This is a genomic window from Ensifer sp. NPDC090286 (genome assembly GCF_044769565.1).
In the GTDB taxonomy this organism is placed as follows: domain Bacteria; phylum Pseudomonadota; class Alphaproteobacteria; order Rhizobiales; family Rhizobiaceae; genus Ensifer.
The window spans coordinates 673,140-693,381 of record NZ_JBIVYF010000002.1 but is presented as its reverse complement, the minus strand read 5'-3'; the positions used below and the strand labels follow the sequence as shown (position 1 = coordinate 693,381).

Below are 20,242 nucleotides of genomic sequence, written 5' to 3'. Positions count from 1 at the left end.
GGGAGGCAGCGATCGAGGAGGAGCATAAAGCATGAAATTGTCGAAAGAATCTCGCAACGGCGCCCGCGTGTCGATCATCGTTCCGACCTACAATCGCGCGCAGTTTCTGCCGGCTTCAATCGACGCGCTGCTGCCGCAGATCGCGGGGGATGACGAGATCATCGTCGTCGTCGACGGTTCGACTGATGAAACCATGGATGTGCTGTCCCGATACGGTGACAGGATCAGCGTCCTCAACCAGGAAAATGCCGGCAAGGCACGCGCCCTCAATGCCGGCTTGCAACAGAGCACCGGCCAATACGTCTGGATCGTCGACGATGACGACATCGTCTGTCCGACGGCCCTCGCCGACCTCCTGGAGGTCTTCGAGGCGGATCCGTCAGCCGACATCGCCTATGGGCGCTACGTCCGCTTTCAGCACGAGCGGGACACCCCTGCCCGTTTCCTCGACACCGGCTACTGGACCGACTGCCCGCCGGACGAATTCCTGATCGCCACGCTGGAAGACTTTTTCGTCCATCAGCCGGGCATGCTCGTGCGCCGCCGGCTTTACGAAGCGGCGGGTCCTTTCGACGAAGCGCTGCCCCGATCCGTCGACTATGACATGCTGATCCGGCTGTCGCTTCTCGGCAGGGCGACCTCGACCCGCAACATCATCTTTCACCAGCGTTTACACGACGGCGACAGAGGACCGGCGGCAAACCGCTTCCAGGCACATCGCCGAAATCAAAACTGGATCAGTAACGACGCCCTCATCTTCGACCGCCTGCACCAGACACTGCCGCTGGCGGACTACCTACCCACACGGCGGATCGAGAGCGCCGAAGAGCGACGCCGCGCCCTTCTCCAACGCGGCGCCATCATGGCCCGCAAGAAGCGCTGGGACGTGGCGATCACCGACTTCGGACACGCGATGGAGGAAAGCCACAGCACGCTGACCGGTCAGGAGAAGCGCATCCTGCGGCGCGCAACGGGATCGAAATACGATTGTGACGAGGTCTTCGGCAACGCGGCGATCGATGAGGGCCTGCGCGCACTCAGCCGCCGATATCCGTCGGGGCGCGACGTTGCCCGCTCGCTCGCGCGCGGCCTCGTCTGGAGGGCCCGCGATGCGGCGACCCGCGGCGAGCTCACCCGCAGTTCGCGGATCGCCCGGCAGGCCTATCGCTGGGCGGCGGTGGCCTGGGGCTGATCGGATGAACAGGCGCCCCTCTCCGGCGGCACGCCCGGTGATGCCGTCCGCGCGACGAGACGTTGATGCGGCCGGCAAAACCTGACAGGAATACACGCGGGAGGACGGTTCATGTATTACGCAATCTTGGCCTACCACACAGCAGGCGTCGTCGAATCCTGGACCGAGGAGGAGGACGAAGCGCTGATGACCGACCTGCTTCAGGTTCATGACCGGTTCGTCCAGCAGAAGGCCTTTGGCCCGGCCGCCCGGCTCGGACCCGCCGAAGGTGCCGTGACGCTGAGGGGCAAGGGCGAAGGCATCGTCACCGATGGCCCCTTCGCCGAAACCAAGGAGCAATTGCTCGGCCTCTATGTCGTCGACTTCCCGGCCATCGACGCTGCCGTTGACGCCGCACGCGAATTGCGCCGCTCCAATCCGAGCGCGATCTACGAAATCCGGCCGATTGCGCTCTACATTCCCGGCGCCACGCTGGACCCCGGTCCGCAGAACTAGCGCCCCTCACCGGTCCTGCGCCGCCGACCGCAGGTATTCGCTCGATGTTGATGCGAACTCCCCCTGAAAGTTGATGGGGTGCAGGCGCCTGCGCGCCGGCAATCAAATTTGGTCAACCAAACATGCGGGGCTGTGAACTGTAACAGAACTTACAACAAACTGACATTCCGGCTTCATGAAGCGGCGATATGGCAGGGTCATACCGATGACCGGTCTCCCCTGGAGAGGACCTGCTAGACATGTTTCAGTTGAAGAATGTAACCCGCCAGTTCGGCAAGAAGACAGCCGTGAGTTCGGTTACCTTCGACATCCCGCAAGGCCAGATGGTCGGCGTGATCGGCCGTTCCGGCGCCGGCAAGTCGACGCTCCTGCGCATGATCAACCGCCTCGTCGACCTGTCTTCCGGCGCGATCGTCTTCGACGGCACGGAAGTCTCGTCGCTTCGCGGTGCTGCGCTTCGCACCTGGCAGCGCGACTGCGCAATGATCTTCCAGCAGTTCAACCTGGTGCCGCGCCTCGACGTGCTCACCAACGTGCTGCTCGGTCGCCTCAACCACCGCTCGACAGTCCTGAGCATCCTCAACATGTTCACCCGCGAAGAACGGATCATGGCGATCGGCGCGCTCGAGCGTCTCGGCATCGAGCAGACCGCGCTGCAGCCGGCCGGCACACTCTCGGGCGGCCAGCAGCAGCGCGTCGCGATCGCCCGCGCGCTGATGCAGCAACCGAAGGTTCTGCTTGCCGATGAGCCGATCGCCTCGCTCGATCCGCTCAACGCCAAGATCGTCATGGATGCGCTGCGCGACATAAACGAGCGCGACGGCATCACCGTCATCACCAACCTGCACACGCTCGACACCGCCCGCAACTATTGCGAACGCATCATCGGCATGGCGCACGGCCGCGTCGTCTTCGACGGCCAGCCCAAGGATCTGACGGCGGCAGCCGTTGCCGAGATCTACGGCGCCGACACGGGCATCGAGGAATCGATGACCTCCACCAGCATCAACATTCCGGCGGCAGTACCGCAGGAAGAAACGGCATCGGCCGGCCTCAAGCCGCTGGCACTGGCCGGCATCTGACGCCCGCCACGATCGAAAGCCCGCGTCAAGGGCACCTCTTTGAAACCCAATAGGATCCGGCCAAGCCGGACACGGGAGAACCTTATGCTGAAGAAAGCTCTTCTGGGCGCCGTCGCGCTCCTCGCCCTCGTCGGCCACGCCCAGGCTGAAGACCTCAAGGAATTCCGCGTCGGCATCATCGGCGGCGAAAACGAAGCCGACCGCCTGCGCAATTTCCAGTGCATCGTCGACAAGCTGCCGGCTGCCATCGGCGTCGAAAAGGTTTCGCTGTTCCCGGCCGCCGACTATGACGGCGTCATCCAGGGCCTGCTTGGCGGCACGCTCGACTACGCCGAACTCGGCGCTTCCGGCTTTGCCAAGATCTATCTCGCCAAGGCCGACGCCGTCGAGCCGATCCTGACGACCGTCCAGACCGACGGCTCGACCGGCTACCACTCCATCATGGTTGCCCGCAAGGATAGCGGCATCACCAAGCTCGAAGACCTGAAGGGCAAGAAGCTCGGTTTCGCTGATCCGGACTCGACTTCGGGCTACCTCGTCCCGCTCGTCACGCTGCCGGAATCGATCGGCGCGCCGGTCAAGGAATTCTTCGGTGAAACCGGCTTCGGCGGTGGTCACGAAAACCTCGTTCTCGAAGTCGTCAAGGGCACCTTCGATGCCGGCACGACCTTCGGTTCGGGCGTCGGCGAATTCAAGGACGGCTACACCTCGGGCAACCTGAAGAAGATGGTCGACAAGGGCATCCTCGACATGAACGACCTGGTCGAGCTCTGGAAGTCGCCGCTGATCCCGAACGGCCCGATCGTCGTGCGCTCCACGATGAACGACGACATGAAGGCCAAGTTCAAGCAGTTCATGCTCGACCTGCCGAAGACCGACGCAGCTTGCTTCTCGGCCATCCAGGGCGGCGACTTCACCGGCTTCACCGAAGTCAACGCCGACTTCTACAAGCCGATCATCGACGCCCGCAAGGCGACGATCGGCGGCTGATAGACCCGCACCACTCGGGAACGCTGGCCGCCCAAACGGCCAGCGTTTCACTGTTTGAAGGGGTGCTTTCGCATCCTCCGTCGCATTGTTTTCACGCATTTCCGGGGCGGAAAGCCGCTTCGCAAATTTCCTGGAAATGCTCTAGAGGCCGGCGAAAGCCGGAACGGTCATGGCAACTTCCCTGCTCCCGCGACACCTGAGCGACAACGGCGCCGTCATCGAGCGTCACTGGCAGGAACTCAGTTCCCGCCGCCGGCTCTACTCCTGGCTCGGCTTCGGCGTTCTCCTCCTGGCGCTGTCGGGTTCGCTCTGGTTCGCCAACGATTCCAATGCCGGCAAGTTCTTCGACCGTTTGCCGCATTTCTTCGATTTCGTCGGCGATCTCGCGCCGCGCGACGGGCTGGAGATTTTCCGCGCCATGTTCGACCTGCCCTCGCCCTATGACGACGGCAGCTTCAAGTACAACTACCCCGAGGGCCGGCTGTACCTGACCGAGAGCTTCTACATCCCCGAATACGTGCACAAGATGCTGGAGACCGTGAACATTGCGATCTTCTCGACGGTGATCGGCACGGCCTTCGGCTTCGTGCTCTGCTTCCTTGCCGCGCGCAACCTGATGCCCAATCCGTGGATCCGCGGCATCGTTCGCCGCATCATGGAAGTTCTTCGCGCCTTTCCGGAGGTGGTGATTGCCGGCTTCTTCCTTGCGATCCTGTCGCTCGGCCCCATTCCGGCGATCGCCGCCGTCTCGATCCACACGATCGGCGCGCTCGGCAAGCTCTTCTATGAAGTGGTTGAAAACGCCGACATGAAGCCGGACGAGGGCCTGCGGGCTGCCGGCGGCAACTGGATCGAGCGCGTCTGGTTCGGCATGGTGCCGCAGGTTCTGCCCAACTTCACCAGCTACTTCCTGCTGCGCCTCGAGATCAACGTACGCGCCTCGACGATCATCGGCGCCGTCGGCGGCGGCGGTATCGGCGAGCTTCTCCGCCTTTCGATCGGCCAGGGACACCAGGCCAAGACCCTTGCAATCGTCCTCCTGCTGTTTGCGACCATTTTCGCCGTCGACCAGTTTTCCGCCTGGCTTCGCCGCCGCCTCGTTGGCGAGCAGGCCTTCCAGCTTGCCCAGTAGGTGCGCACCATGACCACGACTACACGATTGAACCCGATGGAAATGGACGCGATTGCGAGCCGCCATCCGGAACTCCTCAAATCCTCGACCTCCAGGCGTGTGCGCACCGCAGCCATCGCCGGTGGCGTCGTCGTCTACCTCATCTTCAGCTGGTGGTTCTTCTCGATCGGCCACGTGCTCGGCAATGCCAACTGGGGCATCGCCGGCACCTACCTCGCCGACTGGGTTTCCTATGAGGTGCGCCCGGAAATCCACGTCGCCCCCGACCGGACGATGCGCCTCAACTATCAGCGCAATTCGCCGCTCGGACCCAATCCCAATCCGGATTGGGTGGAACTCGACAGGCAGACGGTAACGCGCCAGGTCGAAATACCGGCCGCCGCCACGCAGGCGGTCAAGCCGAAGGCTAGCTCGTCCTTCAGCTTCATGGCCCCCGGTTCCGCGCTCGGCGGCACGGCCGCTGCCGAAACGCAGACCCGTGTCGAAACACGGACAGAAGAAGTCCTGACGCGCGTCGTCGTCACCTACAACCGTTCGACCAGAATCGAGATCGCCGATGGCCTCGTAAAAGCGACCCATGGCGGCGACACGCTTGTCATGGCCGTCGACGGCGCCGACACGGTGCGGCCACAGGGCGTATTGCCCGCCTGGGCGACACAGAAGCGGCCCGGCGAAAAGATCGTGCTTGCGTTCGGCGCCACCGGCTGGGCGGAAGTCGAAGGCGACGAGGTTTCCGTCCGAAACCGCTTCTTCGGCTGGGCGAACTTCCTTTTCGACACCAACTCGCCCTTCTTCGGCAAAAGCTATGGCGAGGTCGCCTCGCTCGTCACATCAGGCGAGCGCATCGATCCGGCCCGTTCCAACCTGTCGCTTGCCTGGAACAACATCCTCTATAACGCCGAGTGGCAGCATCTGGATGTCTGGACGAAGTTGCTGCAGACCGTCGTCATGGCCTTCGTCGGCACGCTCTTTGCATCGCTGATCGCCTTCCCGCTCTGCTTCCTGGCCGCCCGCAACATCACCCCGAGTTTCCTGACCAACCAGGTGGTCAAGCGCTTCTTCGACTTCCTGCGATCGGTGGACATGTTCATCTGGGCACTGTTCTTCACCCGCGCCTTCGGCCCCGGACCGCTTGCCGGCATCTCGGCGATCTTCTTCACCGACACCGGTACGCTCGGAAAACTCTATTCCGAAGCGCTGGAAAACATCGATGACAAGCAGCGCGAGGGGGTGAAGTCGGTCGGGGCGACGCCGCTTGCGGTGCAACGCTTCGGCGTGCTTCCGCAGGTGTTGCCGGTCTTTGCCAGCCAGGCGCTTTATTTCTGGGAATCGAACACCCGTTCAGCAACGATCATCGGCGCCGTCGGCGCCGGCGGCATCGGGCTCAAACTCTGGGAAGCGATGCGTACCAATTCCGATTGGGAAAATGTCGCCTATATGGTGCTTCTGATCTTGCTGGTTGTCTTTATTTTCGACAGCATCTCGAACGCGTGCCGTTCGCGCCTGATGGGCAGCAAGGCACATTGACGACAGCCAAGCATTTGCGTGTCCGCCATCATGATGTTGTCATGGAAATCGGTTAGCTGCGCATCGCATCCCGCAAACAATCGACCCGCCGCCCTGGCGGACCGGTCGCTACAAGAAAGTGAAGACCGTGCGTTATGCCATCTATTTCGCGCCGCCGGCGGACAGCCGGCTGTCGCAGGTCGCGTCCCGTTGGCTTGGGCGCGATGCCTTTACCGGCGAAGACCTCACGCTTCCGACGATCACCGGGATTGATGAAGAAACGCAACGCGCACTGACGGCCGACCCGCGGCGCTACGGTTTTCACGGCACGCTGAAGGCGCCTTTCGAACTTGCCGAAGGCCGGGACGAAGACGAGCTTCTCAGTATTTTCGAGTGCTTTGCCGCCGACCTCGACCCGTTCGAGATCCCCGAGATCGTGCTGCACCAGTTGGGCCCGTTCTTCGCCCTCGTGCCGTCCGCGCCTTGCGCCGACCTGCAAGATTTGGCGGAAGACGCCGTTCACCGCTTCGACCCGTTCCGCGCGCCGCTGTCGGACGCCGACTTTGCCCGCCGAAAGCCAAACAGCCTGCCGGAGCGCCAGAGGCGCTACCTCAGAGAATGGGGCTATCCCTATGTTTTCGAAGAGTTCCAGTTCCACCTTACCTTAACCGGCCCGGTACCCACGGAAACCAGCGGCGTGATGCGTACCGCGCTCGAAACCAACTTTGCCGAGCATATCGGCAAGCCACTTCACGTTACGTCAGTCGCGCTCTTCGTCGAACCGGAGCGCGGCGCACCCTTTACTGTCCGCTCCCTGCTGCCGCTCGGCAGCGACACCCAACGAAAGATCGCATGAGATGAGCAAAGAACAGGTTTTGACCAACGCCCGCATCGTCCTCGAGGATAGCATCCTCGATGGTTCGGTGCTGATCCGCGACGGCAAGATTGCCGATATCTCCGCGGGCACGGTTGCCAGCGGCGAGGACTTCGAAGGCGACTATCTGATCCCCGGCCTCATCGAACTGCACACCGACCACCTCGAAGCCCATTACTCGCCGCGCCCCGGCGTGCGCTGGCTGAAGATCGCGGCGATCCAGGCCCATGATGCCCAGGTGGTCACCTCCGGTATCACCACGGTCTTCGACTGCCTGCGTCTTGGCTCCGACGAGGACGGCGGCTTCCAGAAGGGCGAGATGCGCAGCATGGCCGACGCGCTGGCACAGGCCAAGGAAGAGGGGCGCCTGCGCGCCGATCACCTGATCCACCTGCGCTGCGAGGTCTCGACCTCCGACGTGCTCGATCACTACGAGGACTTCCAGAACGACCCGCAGGTCAAGCTGGTCTCGCTGATGGACCATGCGCCGGGTCAGCGGCAGTTCCAGACGATGGACCAGTACACGCTCTACTACAAAGCCAAGCGCGGCTACTCGGACGAGGAATTCGCGCGCTTCGTCGAGCGGCAGCAGGCATTGTCGGCCAAATATGCCGGTCCGCACCGCACCGCGCTCGCCGAGGCCTGTGCGGCCCGCGGCATCACCATCGCCAGCCATGACGACGCCACCGTCGACCACGTCGAGGAATCGATCGGCTTCGGTATCAAGCTTGCGGAGTTCCCGACGAGCTTCGAGGCCGCCGAGGCGTCGCACCGCGCGGGTCTCAGCGTGTTGATGGGCGCGCCGAACATCGTGCGCGGCAAGTCACACTCCGGCAACATCGCCGCCCGCGATCTCGCCGAGCGCGGCGTGCTCGACGTGCTGTCGTCGGACTATGTGCCGTTCAGCCTGATCCACGCCCCCTTCGTGCTCTCCGACGAACTCGATGCCGTCGACCTGCCGAAGGCAATCGCCATGGTGACGTCGACGCCGGCGCGCACCGTCGGTCTCGATGACCGCGGTCGCATCGCGGTTGGCCTTCGCGCCGATATCGCCCGCGTGCACCGCAAGGAAGGCATCCCGGTCGTGCGCTCCGTCTGGCGCGAAGGACGGCGTGTCGCATGAGCGCGACCGAAAAGGGCGGCGCGCTCGTCGTCGTCGTCGGACCGAGCGGCGCCGGCAAGGACAGCGTCATGGGCTTCGCCGCTCGGCACTTTGCCGATTGTCACGACGTGCATTTCGTCCGCCGCGTCATCACCCGTCCGTCGGATGCCGGCAGTGAAGTGCATGAAAGCGTCTCGGAAGACGAGTTCGTCGAGATGCAGAAGGACGGCGCCTTCGCCGTCTTCTGGGATGCGCATGGGCTGAAATACGGCATCCCCGCCGTCGTGCTCAGGAATGTCAGGGACGGCATGACGGCGATCGTCAATGGCAGCCGCGGTGCCCTGCCGGCGTTCCGCGAAGCCTTCGGCGAGATCGCCGTCGTCGTTGTCACAGCCGAGACGCCGGTGCTTGCAAAACGGCTTGCCGAGCGCGGTCGCGAGAGTGAAGAGGAAGTTTTGCGACGCCTTAGCCGCCAGGCGCCTGACGTCACCTCAGGCCCCGATGTCAGCGTCATCGACAACAGCGGGCGCCTCGACATTGCCGGAAACCGCTTCGTCGAGGTGGTCGAACGGCTGCGCGCAAAGGCGGATCACGCGGTTTAGCGTGAACCACGTTCGCGGCCCGGCAGGCTTGCGAGTCGCGGGCACGCATCGCGATCTCCATTCCAAGGACAGGCGAAGGCTCCGAACCTCAGGGTTCGGAGCCTTTTCTTTTTACCTGCCGTGATGACGAACCCGCGAGAAGAAATTCCAGAGAAATCAGAGTTCTACGGCCATTTTCTCAAAGCTCCCGCTCCGCTTCGCTCGGCCGAGCGCCCTTTCCTTTTCCGCAGGCTCCATAAATTTCCCCTTGTGGAGCAAACTAATATGTATATACATTATATCCAGTGGAGGCGACCTGATGAACGAATTCTCGACCCGCAAGCCAGCATCCGGCATTTGGCGCAATGTGCGCCTCGTGACGCTTGGCGAATCCGTTGACGGTCTTGGCCTCGTCGAGAATGCGGCCGTGGCGGTAGTCGATGGGCGGATCGCCTATGCCGGGCCGGAGAACGGGCTGCCCGCCGAACTCGCACGCAGACTCGAAACGACGGACTGCCAGGGCCGCGTCATGACGCCCGCCCTCATCGACTGCCACACCCATCTCGTGCACGGCGGCAACCGCGCCCGCGAATTCCAGATGCGCCTCGAAGGCGCCACCTATGAAGAAATTGCCCGCGCCGGCGGCGGCATCGTTTCCTCGGTCAAGGCAACCAATGCACTGACCGTCGACCAGCTTGTCGAAAGCGCCCTGCCGCGCCTCGACACACTTCTTGCCGAAGGCGTCTCGACCGTCGAAATCAAATCCGGCTACGGCCTCAACGTCACGGCCGAACTCAACATGCTGCGCGCCGCCCGCAAACTCGAAACGCTGCGGCCGGTGCGCGTTGTCACGAGCTATCTCGCCGCACACGCAACGCCTGCGGACTACAAGGGCCGCAACGGCGACTACATCACCGAGGTCGTGCTGCCCGGCCTCGACGCAGCGCATTCCGAACGCCTTGTCGATGCGGTCGACGGTTTCTGCGAGGGCATTGCCTTTTCGACCACCGAGATCGCCCGCGTCTTCGACCGCGCCAAGACACTAGGCCTGCCGGTCAAGCTGCACGCAGAACAGCTCTCCAACCTTGGTGGCGCAAAGCTCGCGGCCTCTTACGGCGCGCTCTCGGCCGACCACCTCGAATATCTCGACGCAGAAGGCGCTGCAGCTCTTGCGAAGTCAGGCACGGTCGCCGTGCTCTTGCCCGGCGCCTTCTATGCGCTGCGCGAAGAGCGCCTGCCGCCGGTCCAGGCCTTGCGTGATGCCGGCGCGCGGATCGCGATCGCCACCGACTGCAATCCCGGTACCTCTCCGCTGACCTCGCTGCTTCTCACCATGAACATGTCGGCGACGTTCTTCCGGCTGACGGTGGCCGAATGCCTTGCCGGTGCAACGCGCGAAGCCGCCCGCGCGCTTGGCCTGCTGGCCGAAACCGGCACGGTCGAAGTCGGCAAGTCCGCCGATCTGGCAATCTGGAACATCGAGGATCCGGCCGAGCTCGTCTACCGCATCGGCTTCAATCCGCTTCATGAACGCATCTTTAGAGGGCAAAGGACCGGTCAATGACCATCACTCTACACCCGGGCTCCGTGCCCCTCCGCGACCTCGAAACCATCTACTGGACCGGCGAGCCGGCCCGCCTCGATCCGTCTTTTGATGCCGGCATCGACAAGGCCGCGCGCCGCATTGCCGAAATCGTCGCCGGCAACGCCCCGGTCTACGGCATCAACACCGGCTTCGGCAAACTCGCCTCGATCAAGATCGACAGCGCCGATGTCGCGACGCTTCAGCGCAACCTGATCCTGTCGCATTGCTGCGGCGTCGGTGAGCCGTTGGCCGAAAACGTCGTTCGCCTGATCCTGTCGCTGAAGCTCGTCTCGCTTGGCCGCGGCGCCTCCGGCGTCCGCCTCGAACTGGTGCGGCTGATCGAAGCCATGCTCGAAAAGGGCGTCATCCCCGTTATCCCCGAAAAGGGTTCCGTCGGCGCCTCCGGCGACCTCGCGCCACTCGCCCACATGGCCGCAGTCATGATGGGCCACGGCGAAGCTTACTTCGAAGGCCGCCGCCTGTCCGGCGCCGAAGCGCTGACCGCTGCCGGCCTCAAGCCGGTGGTGCTTGCCGCCAAGGAAGGCCTGGCGCTGATCAACGGCACCCAGACCTCGACGGCGCTCGCGCTCGCCGGCCTCTTCCGCGCCCACCGTGCCGCACAGGCGGCACTCGTCACCGGCGCCATGTCGACCGATGCGGCCATGGGTTCGTCCGCGCCCTTCCACCCGGATATCCATACGCTGCGCGGCCATCGCGGCCAGATCGATACCGCCGCCGCCCTGCGGGCGCTGCTTGCCGGCTCGGCCATCCGCGAAAGCCACATAGAGGGCGACGAGCGGGTGCAGGATCCCTACTGCATCCGCTGCCAGCCGCAGGTCGATGGCGCCTGCCTCGATCTCCTGCGCTCAGTCGCCCGCGTGCTTGAAACCGAAGCCAACGCCGTCACCGACAACCCGCTGGTTCTTTCGGACAATTCCGTTGTTTCCGGTGGCAATTTCCATGCCGAGCCGGTCGCCTTTGCGGCCGACCAGATCGCCCTTGCCGTCTGCGAGATCGGCGCGATCTCGCAGCGCCGCATCGCGCTGCTCGTCGACCCTGCCCTTTCCTACGGCCTGCCCGCCTTCCTCGCCAAGAAGCCGGGCCTGAACTCCGGTCTGATGATCGCCGAGGTCACCTCGGCGGCCCTGATGTCCGAGAACAAGCAACTCTCGCATCCGGCCTCGGTCGACTCGACGCCGACGTCGGCCAACCAGGAAGACCACGTTTCCATGGCCTGCCACGGCGCGCGCCGCCTGCTGCAGATGACCGAAAACCTGTTCTCGATCGTCGGCATCGAAGCACTGACCGCCGTCCAGGGCGTCGAATTCCGCGCCCCGCTCGCCACCAGCCCCGAATTGCAGAAGGCCGCCGCCGCCCTTCGCGCCGTCTCGCCGACGATCGAAGAGGATCGCTACATGGCCAACGACCTCAAGGCCGCCGGCGACCTCATCGCCTCGGGCCGACTAAACGCCGCCGTCTCCGCCGGCATCCTGCCAAGCCTGGAGGCTTGAGATGGCTGTCGTCGAAGTCAAGAGAGGCAACTCGCCGGTCATCCTCGGCTTTCCGCATACTGGCACCGACGTGCCGGCGGCGGTCTGGGATCGGCTGAACGACAACGGCCGTATCCTCGCCGATACCGATTGGCATATCCATCGGCTTTATGATGGCCTGCTGCCCGAGGTGACCGTCGTTCGCGCCACCTTCCACCGTTACGTAATCGACGCCAACCGCGATCCCGAAGGCGTCAGCCTCTACCCCGGTCAGAACACGACCGGGCTGATCCCGGAAACGGATTTCGACGGCAAGTCGATCTGGAAGGATGGAGAAGCGCCGACCGAAGCCGATATCGCCGAGCGTCTCCAGGCGTTCCATGCGCCCTATCACGCGGCCCTTGCCGCCGAGATCGAGCGGGTGAAGGCAATCCATGGCGTGGTCGTGCTTTATGACTGCCACTCGATCCGCTCGCACATCCCGTTCCTGTTCGAAGGCAAGCTGCCGGATCTCAACATCGGCACCGACATGGGCAAGACCTGCGCGCCCGAAATCGAGAAGGCGACGGCCGAAATCGCCGCCGGTGCCGAAGGTTACAGCAGCATTCTCAATGGCCGCTTCAAGGGCGGCTGGACCACCCGCCACTATGGCCGCCCGGAAACCGGCGTGCACGCGATCCAGATGGAGCTCGCGCAATCGACCCATCTCGCCGCCGAAGAGCCGCCTTTCGCGCTCGACGCTGCACGATCTGCCCTTTTGCGAAAGCCGCTGGGAGCGATCCTGAACCGCATCGAAACAACAGCATTTGACCTCAAGACACTGACAGGGAGCGAGGCATGACCATCAACAATCCGCGCCACAACATTCGCGACGTGCGCGCCCCTCAGGGCACCACGCTCAACGCCAAGAGCTGGCTGACCGAAGCGCCGCTGCGCATGCTGATGAACAATCTGGACCCGAACGTCGCGGAAAACCCGCACGAGCTGGTCGTCTATGGCGGCATCGGTCGCGCGGCGCGCACCTGGGCCGACTTCGACAAGATCGTCGAGACGCTGAAGGACCTCAACGACGACGAGACCCTGATGGTGCAGTCCGGCAAGCCGGTCGGCGTGTTCCGCACCCACAAGGATGCGCCCCGCGTTCTCATCGCCAACTCCAACCTCGTACCGCACTGGGCGAACTGGGACCATTTCAACGAGCTGGATAAGAAAGGTCTCGCCATGTACGGCCAGATGACCGCCGGCTCGTGGATCTATATCGGCACCCAAGGCATCGTGCAGGGGACCTACGAAACCTTCGTGGAAGCCGGCCGTCAGCACTACGGCGGCAATCTCAAGGGCAAGTGGGTGCTGACCGGCGGCCTCGGCGGCATGGGCGGCGCCCAGCCGCTCGCCGCCGTCATGGCCGGCGCATCGTGTCTTGCCGTCGAGTGCAATCCGGACTCGATCGATTTCCGCCTGCGCACCCGTTATCTCGATGAGAAGGCCGAGACGCTGGACGAGGCGATGGAGATCATTGCCCGCTGGACGAAGAACGGCGAAGCGAAATCCGTCGGTCTGCTCGGAAACACCGCCGAGATCCTGCCGGAGATGGTCCGTCGCGGCATCCGCCCGGACATGGTCACCGACCAGACGTCGGCGCACGACCCGGTCAACGGCTACCTGCCGAAGGGCTGGACGATGGCCGAATGGAAGGCCAAGCGCGAAAGCGACCCGAAGGCGGTCGAAAAGGCAGCGCGCGCCTCGATGCGCGAGCATGTCGAAGCGATGATCGCGTTCCAGGACATGGGCATCCCGACCTTCGACTATGGCAACAACATCCGGCAGGTCGCCAAGGAAGAGGGCCTCGAAAACGCCTTCGCCTTCCCGGGTTTCGTGCCGGCCTATATCCGTCCGCTGTTTTGCCGCGGCGTCGGCCCGTTCCGCTGGGCGGCTCTGTCGGGCGATCCGGAAGACATCTACAAGACCGACGCCAAGGTCAAGGAACTGCTGCCCGACAACAAGCACCTGCACAACTGGCTGGACATGGCGCGCGAGCGCATCGCCTTCCAGGGCCTGCCGGCGCGTATCTGCTGGGTTGGCCTCGGTGATCGCCACCGCCTCGGCCTCGCCTTCAACGAAATGGTCAGGAACGGCGAGCTGAAGGCGCCTGTTGTCATCGGCCGTGACCATCTCGATTCCGGCTCGGTCGCCTCGCCGAACCGCGAGACGGAAGCGATGAAGGACGGCTCGGACGCCGTTTCCGACTGGCCGCTTCTGAACGCTCTGCTCAACACCGCATCGGGCGCCACCTGGGTGTCGCTGCACCACGGCGGCGGCGTCGGCATGGGTTTCTCGCAGCATTCGGGCGTCGTCATCTGCGCCGATGGTACGGATGATGCGGCCAGGCGGCTTGAGCGCGTACTCTGGAACGACCCGGCAACCGGCGTCATGCGCCATGCTGATGCGGGCTACGAGATCGCGCTCGATTGCGCCAAGGAAAAAGGCCTGCGCCTGCCGGGCATTCTCGGCAACTGAGCCGCTTCCGACCGACATAATCAAGGACCTACAGATAGGGGAGCCGAAAGGCGCCCCTATCACTTTTTGATGAGACCGGCGTCAGGAGTGCGTCTTCCTGACTCCGGCGGCTTGCAGCCGTTGATAGCAATGCTAGAAAAATCGAGATGCCATCGCATTGCCCGCGACGCGTTGCAGGACGTCTCCGTTCGCTCACGCGCGCGCTGGCTTTGACGAGAAGGCTTGATGCGTTAGGCACGAACAGGAGAAGAACCATTAGACATCTGATGTTTGCCACCGGGCTTCTTGCGAGCGTCTTTGTTGCCTCGTCCGCGCTCGCTCAGACCGTGAGTTTCTTCGGCCCTGTTCGCAACGGCGAACGGCATTTTACCGCCTTCCCGGAGTTTATCGGCGTCGGCATGAGCCAAGGGGAGACCAAGAAGAGGGACGTGGTCTTCTCGACAATTCAAATGATCGCCATGGCCGCCGGACTTGAGACCAAGGCTCAACCGGGCCTTGGAAGAAACACCATCGGCGTGATCTTCAGAAAGGACGTCGTCAAGAATGGGCGGGTCGACGTCAGCAAAATTGAAGACTTCGGCTTCGACGCCTATTACGAGCGCCTACTGAACGATACTGCGGCAACTGGCGTACCGAACTGCGCTTCCGCCGTGAACTATTCTGCGGAAGGACGGTTTGACCGAGCCGTCATCGTTGCAAACAGCGATGTCCCCGACCAGGAATTGGCGACCTGCGTGGCGCAGGCCCAGGCGCACGCTCTGGGGATCGCCACCTTTACCTCCAGCAAGGCCGACTTTTCGCGCTTCTTCGCAAGGATCATGATCCTCGCCGATCAGAAGAAGAGATGTCTCCAGGACAACCAGACAAAGTTCACCTGCACTTTTGTCGACGAGCCCTGGGACTGACTCACGAACGCCGGCCTGTTTTCTTCCCTGATTTATCGCCGTCGAGCGCGAGCAGCAGCACCAGCCCGGCAAGGCCCCCGGCACCGCCAAGCAGGGCCGTGCCCGAGTAATCGCTGATCCGCGTGCCGAGTGCAAAAAGCCCAGCACAAAGACCGCCGCTCAGGAAAAGGTTCACCGCAAGCAGCGAGCTTCCCAATCCCGGTCGGTCGGCAATCAGGTCCTGGAGGTAGCTGATCGGGATGGTAATCAACGCGGCGGCGCCAAAGGCGCTGATCAGCGTGAGCGCGTAGATTTGCCAGGTCGCGGTCGAGAAGCCGAGCAGCACCATGTAGCCGATATAGATCGCGGTCCCGAGCGCCAGCGCCTTGAATGGCACGAGGCTCAGCTGGATGCGCGCCCAGACGAAGATGAACACGACTTCGAGGAAGGCGACGATACCGACGATGATGCCGATATCGGTGACGCTGCCGCCAATCTCGTCGGTCATGATCAGGGGCAGCACGGCGGCGTTGACGTGCAGCGACGAGGTGATGATCGCAACCGCGATCACGCGCAGGAAAATCCGCGGCGCCAGGATCTCCCGAAAAGACGTCCAGTACGAAAGCCGCTTGCCGAGCGATGCGTCAGCCCCGCTTTCGTTGGGCAGCTTGAAATAGACGATCAGCAGGTTGGCGAGGCAGCCGAGGCAGGCGAGCAGATAGGCCGGCAACATGCTGTCGCCGCCGGCGAGCGCAAAGCCGACCAATCCGGGAACCAGAACCCAGGACACGGATATGGCCGCGCGGGCGCCCGTCGTCAGCGACGCAGCGTCATGGCCGTTCATCCGTCGGGCAATACTGCGCACATTGGCGAAAAGCAGCGTATAGACCGCGCCGTAGATCGGCAGCAGCAAGAGGACGCTGACGACGAAGCTCATCTGGTGCGGGAGCACATAGACGATGCCGTAGCCGACAACGCCGAAAAAGATCGCCGTCGACATCAGAAGCCGATAGTTGCCGACGCGATCGGCCAGAATGCCGATCGAAACGCTGACGATGACGTTCACCGTCGAGGCAAGCAGGATCAGCAGCGAATAGACAGCGTCGCTGAGCCCGAGCTCGTTGATACCGACGACGGACTGATAGGGCGAGGTGGCCGCACCGGCAAACCCGAACAGGAAGATTGCCAGCATGCTGATCCGCATGGCCGGGTTGCGCATGGCGCTGAGAATGGTGGAGGTCATTCTAGAATGTATCCGCGAAGCGGGTGGAGGATATCGCACAATCGCTTAAATTGTGATCGATTTAAGGACGGTGTTATGCGGAAGGCCAAGGTGTTTCAGCGCTTCTTGCGGGTCGAACGACGCGCGGCGCTTTGAGGAAAGCCCTACCCGGAAATCGGGGAGGGAAAGTGCGAAACATGTCTCAGGCGCCGCTCGACCAACGCGCCGAAAAGCGGGCGACAGGTTCGAAGGCAAAGTCCTGGTCAAACGGATAGGCCGGTCGCTCACGGCGCAGGCTGGCGAGGCCCTGTATGTCCTGATTGACGACCCCGTCAGTCAGGGCCATCAGGTTGGGGTTGGCGATCGGCGCCAGTTCAGGCGAAAGATAGCCCGACTTGACGACGAGCAGCCGAACGGCCTTGGGATCCAGGCGCAGCCGCCGGAAATCCCCGATGTTGTGGTAGGGCCTGCGGCGTGCCGCGATGACCACATCGATCGCGCCGACACGCACCACCGCCTGCCGTTCTTTCGCAGGCCCGGGATCGTCCAGCGTGACGACCTCAGCCAGCATTTCTGCGCGGGGGCTTGCCGGATCGAGGCTGCTGCCGATCTTGAGCATCAACGTTTCGCCGGTACCGGCGGCAAAGCAGGCTTCGACCGCCGGCAGGTCCGTGATACCGGCAATCAAGGCGCCCCGCCAGCCGCGGGCGAGCAGCGCCTTCAGCACATCGGCGCGGTCGCCGACGCCGCCGCCGGTCGGGTTGTCGCCGGAATCCGCAAGAATGATCGGCGTCGTCGTTGCCCGCTCGGCGATATCGAGCATTTCGTTCAGTGGCCCCGTCACCGGACCGAAGCGGAAGTTTCGACGTTCGGACCAGTAGCCGGCGGCAATCTCCTCCGCTGCCCGTTTGGCCGCCGCTCTATCGGTGGCTGTTACCACCGCACAGGCGGTCGCCCGCGGCTCGTCGGCCCAGACATAACCGACCATCAGGTTGGCATCGAGAACGCCCGGCCGCTTATCCATTTCGGGCAATTGCGCGTAGAGCGACTTTGCCGGCTCGTCCTCGGTCGATGTGCATTCGCCGGGAAGCAGGACCGGAACCGGTGCCCAGGCGATTCCTGGACGCGTGCCGTCTCTCAGCGCCGAGACGAGCATCGACCAGGCACGGGTCATGGTCTCCGGCGTGTCGATATGCGGCGCTGTTCGATAGGCCGCAAAGATGTCGAGCTGATCGATGATCTTCTGGCTGACATTGCCATGCAGGTCGTAACTGGCCGCAATCGGGCAATCGGGACCGACGACGGCGCGCGCGGCGGAGATCCAGTCGCCTTCCGCGTCGTCCATCCCATCGACCTTGATGGCGCCGTGCATGGCCAGATAGAGGCCGTCGATTGGCAGGGCTTCACGCAGCTTGTCGAGAAACTCCGCCTTGAAAGCGTCGTAGGTCGGACGCGACACTGGGCCACCCGGAACGGCGCGCGCATGCAGCAGCGGCAGATGCTCGACGCCTTCGGCCTTCATAAATCCGAAGTATTCGGCGTCCAGCAGCGCCTGTCCGCGCAGCACGCGAAAATCTTCCTCCGTCATCAGGACAGGCGAGTAGGTGCTGCATTCGGTATGGATCCCACCAACGGCGATGCGCATGGGCGTTCCCCTCAGAGGTTCGGGCTAAGCGGCGCGATGGCCGCAAAGCGAAGCCAGTCCTTCGCCGACTTCGGTGTCCATGCCGCTTCGGCGATCGCCGGAAGCCGCGGGAAGACGAGACGGTTGAAGTAGCCGCGCGAAAGATAATGCTCGGACCAGATGCAGGCCTGCACCCCTCTGAGGCGCGCTTTCAATTCGTCCGGGAACTCGCCCTCGGCCTCGTAGCCATAGGTATGCGCAGGTGTCGCCGTACCGGCCCAGCTTGCGCCCGGCTCCTGCCAGGCGTCGGCCTGCGCCATGTCGAGGTAATAGGCCTGGCCGGGGGTCATCACCACATCATAGCCTTCGCGGGCGAGCTCGATACCGACCTCCGGTCGCTCCCAGGCCATCAGCAGCGTATCTTCGGTCGAGACACCGCCGCCATGCGCCACCTCGTTCCAGCCGGCGAGCTTGCGGCCACGCGCCGTCAGCATCTGCTTCACCCGCTTCAAGAAATAGGACTGCAGCGCGAAGGTGCCGGAGATGCCCTCCTGCTCCATCAGCTTCTTGGCCAGCGGCGAAGCGAGCCACGAACCGTTCGCCACTTCGTCGCCGCCGATATGAATGTAGGCGCTCGGGAAAAGCTCGACCATCTCGTCGAGGACCTTCTCCAGAAACTCGTAGGTGAAGGCAACGGCCGGGTTGAGCGCGTTGTTCGGATAGCCCTGAACCGAGTGGTAGCTCTCCGGCGCCTCCTGGCCGTCGGTCAGATCCGGCAGCGCCACCAGGGTCGCCGTGCTGTGGCCGGGGATGTCGATCTCCGGCACGACATCGACATGCAGTGCCGTCGCCTGCGCGACGATCGCCTTGACGTCCTCCTGGCTGTAGAAGCCGCCGACGGGCTCAGCACCGTTGCCGAGTTGCGGCAACAGCGGCTCATCCGGCCCGCGCAACACGCCAAGCGTCGTCAGTTGCGGGTAGGCTTTGATCTCCAGGCGCCAGGCCTCGTCGTCGGTCAAATGCCAATGGAAAACGTTGAGCTTGAACCAAGCGAGAATGTCGATCAGCCGCGCCACATCCGCCGTCGGATAGAACTGGCGGGAGACGTCGAGATGGCAACCGCGCCAGCTGTAACGCGGCGCATCCGAAATTGTGCCGCTCGCCGGAAAGCGGAACTTGTCCGGATGGTTGCGTGCCCCGTCCAGAAGCTGAACCAGGCTGGTCAAACCATATTGCCGGCCGGCGCTGCCGCCAAAGCTGAGGCGAATTTCGGTCTCGGAAAAGTCGAGCCGATAGGCCTCGGCCTTGAGACCAGCGTCGGCGGCAAAGACAATCGCCCGCCCCTGCTTTGAGGCCGCCAGGCTGAAGGGGGCGTGACCCGCCGCAAACAGGCGGTGGTACATCGCCAGAACCGTATCGATGGCTGCGACATCCTCGCCCGACGCGCCGACCGCCGGATAGAGAACGACGGGGAATCCGTCTCCAGCACGAAGCTCAAGCTTCGCCGGCCAGGGCTGCAACGCATAGGGCTGGTCGAGTTTACCTGCCGGCAACCGCACCGGCGGTGGCTCACTGACGGCATTTTCAAGCAACAGATCGGAGACAGCGACGGGCACGTGCCGGCCATCGGCAAGCGTCAGATAGGCGGACTTGGCTCCATCAGTGCAATGGCGCGCATTGCGGTGCAGGCCGCTGACAGTGAAGCTCCAACTCTCACCGTTTTCGATCGTCAGCCCCGCTGGCGGCGCGAATTCGTGAAAATTGGCGTTGCGGCGCAGGAATACGGCATTGTCGCAGGCCCTGGGATCGATCACCCGGGTGAGCGAGGTATAGACGATCCTGAAACCGGAAAGCGGCGCTCCGGAGAAATTGAACAGCGTGAAGGTAAACCGCCCGAACGGCCCGCCATCCGGCTGCCAGGACGCCTCGAGACGGTAGGAAACCGGGTGCATGCTCATCCTCCAGA

The 20,242-nt window shown here is 63.5% G+C and carries 17 protein-coding genes; 14 read left to right on the top strand and 3 right to left on the bottom strand.

Annotated features, from left to right (window positions below; genetic code table 11):
- Nucleotides 1-31 precede the first annotated feature (31 nt).
- From ACIQUG_RS13385 to ACIQUG_RS13320, 14 genes are all read left to right on the top strand, one after another.
- Entirely contained in the window at nt 32-1,192 is a 1,161-nt protein-coding gene (locus tag ACIQUG_RS13385; protein WP_402322159.1) for a glycosyltransferase family 2 protein, read from the top strand.
- 111 nt (nt 1,193-1,303) lie between these two features.
- Entirely contained in the window at nt 1,304-1,687 is a 384-nt protein-coding gene (locus ACIQUG_RS13380) for a YciI family protein (protein ID WP_402322157.1), read from the top strand.
- A 239-nt stretch (nt 1,688-1,926) separates the two neighbouring features.
- Nucleotides 1,927-2,769: a phosphonate ABC transporter ATP-binding protein gene (gene phnC / locus ACIQUG_RS13375; RefSeq protein WP_113293619.1), complete on the top strand. Its 843-nt coding sequence runs from the start codon at nt 1,927-1,929 to the stop codon at nt 2,767-2,769.
- Between the two features lie 84 nt (nt 2,770-2,853).
- Nucleotides 2,854-3,759: a phosphonate ABC transporter substrate-binding protein gene (gene phnD, locus ACIQUG_RS13370; RefSeq protein ID WP_043613432.1), complete on the top strand. Its 906-nt coding sequence runs from the start codon at nt 2,854-2,856 to the stop codon at nt 3,757-3,759.
- 169 nt (nt 3,760-3,928) lie between these two features.
- Complete coding sequence (gene phnE, locus ACIQUG_RS13365) at nt 3,929-4,891, top strand: phosphonate ABC transporter, permease protein PhnE (RefSeq protein ID WP_060518329.1); 963 nt, start codon at nt 3,929-3,931, stop codon at nt 4,889-4,891.
- 9 nt (nt 4,892-4,900) lie between these two features.
- Nucleotides 4,901-6,418, top strand: coding sequence for a phosphonate ABC transporter, permease protein PhnE (gene phnE / locus ACIQUG_RS13360; RefSeq protein WP_402322151.1), 1,518 nt, complete (start codon nt 4,901-4,903; stop codon nt 6,416-6,418).
- Nucleotides 6,419-6,545: 127 nt separating this feature from the next.
- On the top strand, nt 6,546-7,253 hold the full coding sequence (locus ACIQUG_RS13355; RefSeq protein ID WP_402322149.1) for a DUF1045 domain-containing protein: 708 nt from the start codon (nt 6,546-6,548) through the stop codon (nt 7,251-7,253).
- Between the two features lies 1 nt (nt 7,254).
- Nucleotides 7,255-8,394 (top strand): alpha-D-ribose 1-methylphosphonate 5-triphosphate diphosphatase, encoded by a 1,140-nt coding sequence (locus tag ACIQUG_RS13350; RefSeq protein WP_402322146.1) that lies wholly within the window; start codon nt 7,255-7,257, stop codon nt 8,392-8,394.
- Nucleotides 8,391-8,975, top strand: coding sequence for a phosphonate metabolism protein/1,5-bisphosphokinase (PRPP-forming) PhnN (gene phnN, locus ACIQUG_RS13345; RefSeq protein WP_043613441.1), 585 nt, complete (start codon nt 8,391-8,393; stop codon nt 8,973-8,975). Before ACIQUG_RS13350 ends, phnN begins: the two co-directional genes overlap by 4 nt.
- Before the next feature lie 298 nt (nt 8,976-9,273).
- Nucleotides 9,274-10,518: an imidazolonepropionase gene (hutI, locus tag ACIQUG_RS13340; RefSeq protein WP_402322143.1), complete on the top strand. Its 1,245-nt coding sequence runs from the start codon at nt 9,274-9,276 to the stop codon at nt 10,516-10,518.
- Nucleotides 10,515-12,050 carry a histidine ammonia-lyase gene (gene hutH, locus ACIQUG_RS13335; protein WP_402322140.1) on the top strand — a complete coding sequence of 512 codons (1,536 nt, stop codon included), beginning with the start codon at nt 10,515-10,517 and terminating at the stop codon, nt 12,048-12,050. The genes hutI and hutH overlap by 4 nt, the downstream gene beginning before the upstream one ends.
- A 1-nt stretch (nt 12,051) precedes the next feature.
- Entirely contained in the window at nt 12,052-12,870 is an 819-nt protein-coding gene (hutG, locus tag ACIQUG_RS13330; RefSeq protein WP_402322138.1) for an N-formylglutamate deformylase, read from the top strand.
- Between the two features lie 2 nt (nt 12,871-12,872).
- Nucleotides 12,873-14,546 carry a urocanate hydratase gene (gene hutU, locus ACIQUG_RS13325; RefSeq protein WP_402323030.1) on the top strand — a complete coding sequence of 558 codons (1,674 nt, stop codon included), beginning with the start codon at nt 12,873-12,875 and terminating at the stop codon, nt 14,544-14,546.
- Between the two features lie 266 nt (nt 14,547-14,812).
- Nucleotides 14,813-15,451, top strand: a complete 639-nt coding sequence (locus ACIQUG_RS13320) for a hypothetical protein (protein ID WP_043613450.1) — start codon at nt 14,813-14,815, stop codon at nt 15,449-15,451.
- 1 nt (nt 15,452) lies between these two features.
- Here the strand turns inward: ACIQUG_RS13320 and ACIQUG_RS13315 are convergent, their stop codons facing one another.
- The 3 genes from ACIQUG_RS13315 to ACIQUG_RS13305 form a co-directional block, all read right to left on the bottom strand.
- Complete coding sequence (locus ACIQUG_RS13315; RefSeq protein WP_402322133.1) at nt 15,453-16,673, bottom strand: MFS transporter; 1,221 nt, start codon at nt 16,671-16,673, stop codon at nt 15,453-15,455.
- Between the two features lie 181 nt (nt 16,674-16,854).
- The gene (locus tag ACIQUG_RS13310) at nt 16,855-18,297 is read right to left on the bottom strand and encodes a M81 family metallopeptidase (protein ID WP_402322130.1); all 1,443 of its coding nucleotides are present in this window, start codon (nt 18,295-18,297) and stop codon (nt 16,855-16,857) included.
- 11 nt (nt 18,298-18,308) lie between these two features.
- The gene (locus ACIQUG_RS13305; RefSeq protein WP_402322127.1) at nt 18,309-20,228 is read right to left on the bottom strand and encodes a beta-N-acetylhexosaminidase; all 1,920 of its coding nucleotides are present in this window, start codon (nt 20,226-20,228) and stop codon (nt 18,309-18,311) included.
- Nucleotides 20,229-20,242: the final 14 nt, after the last annotated feature.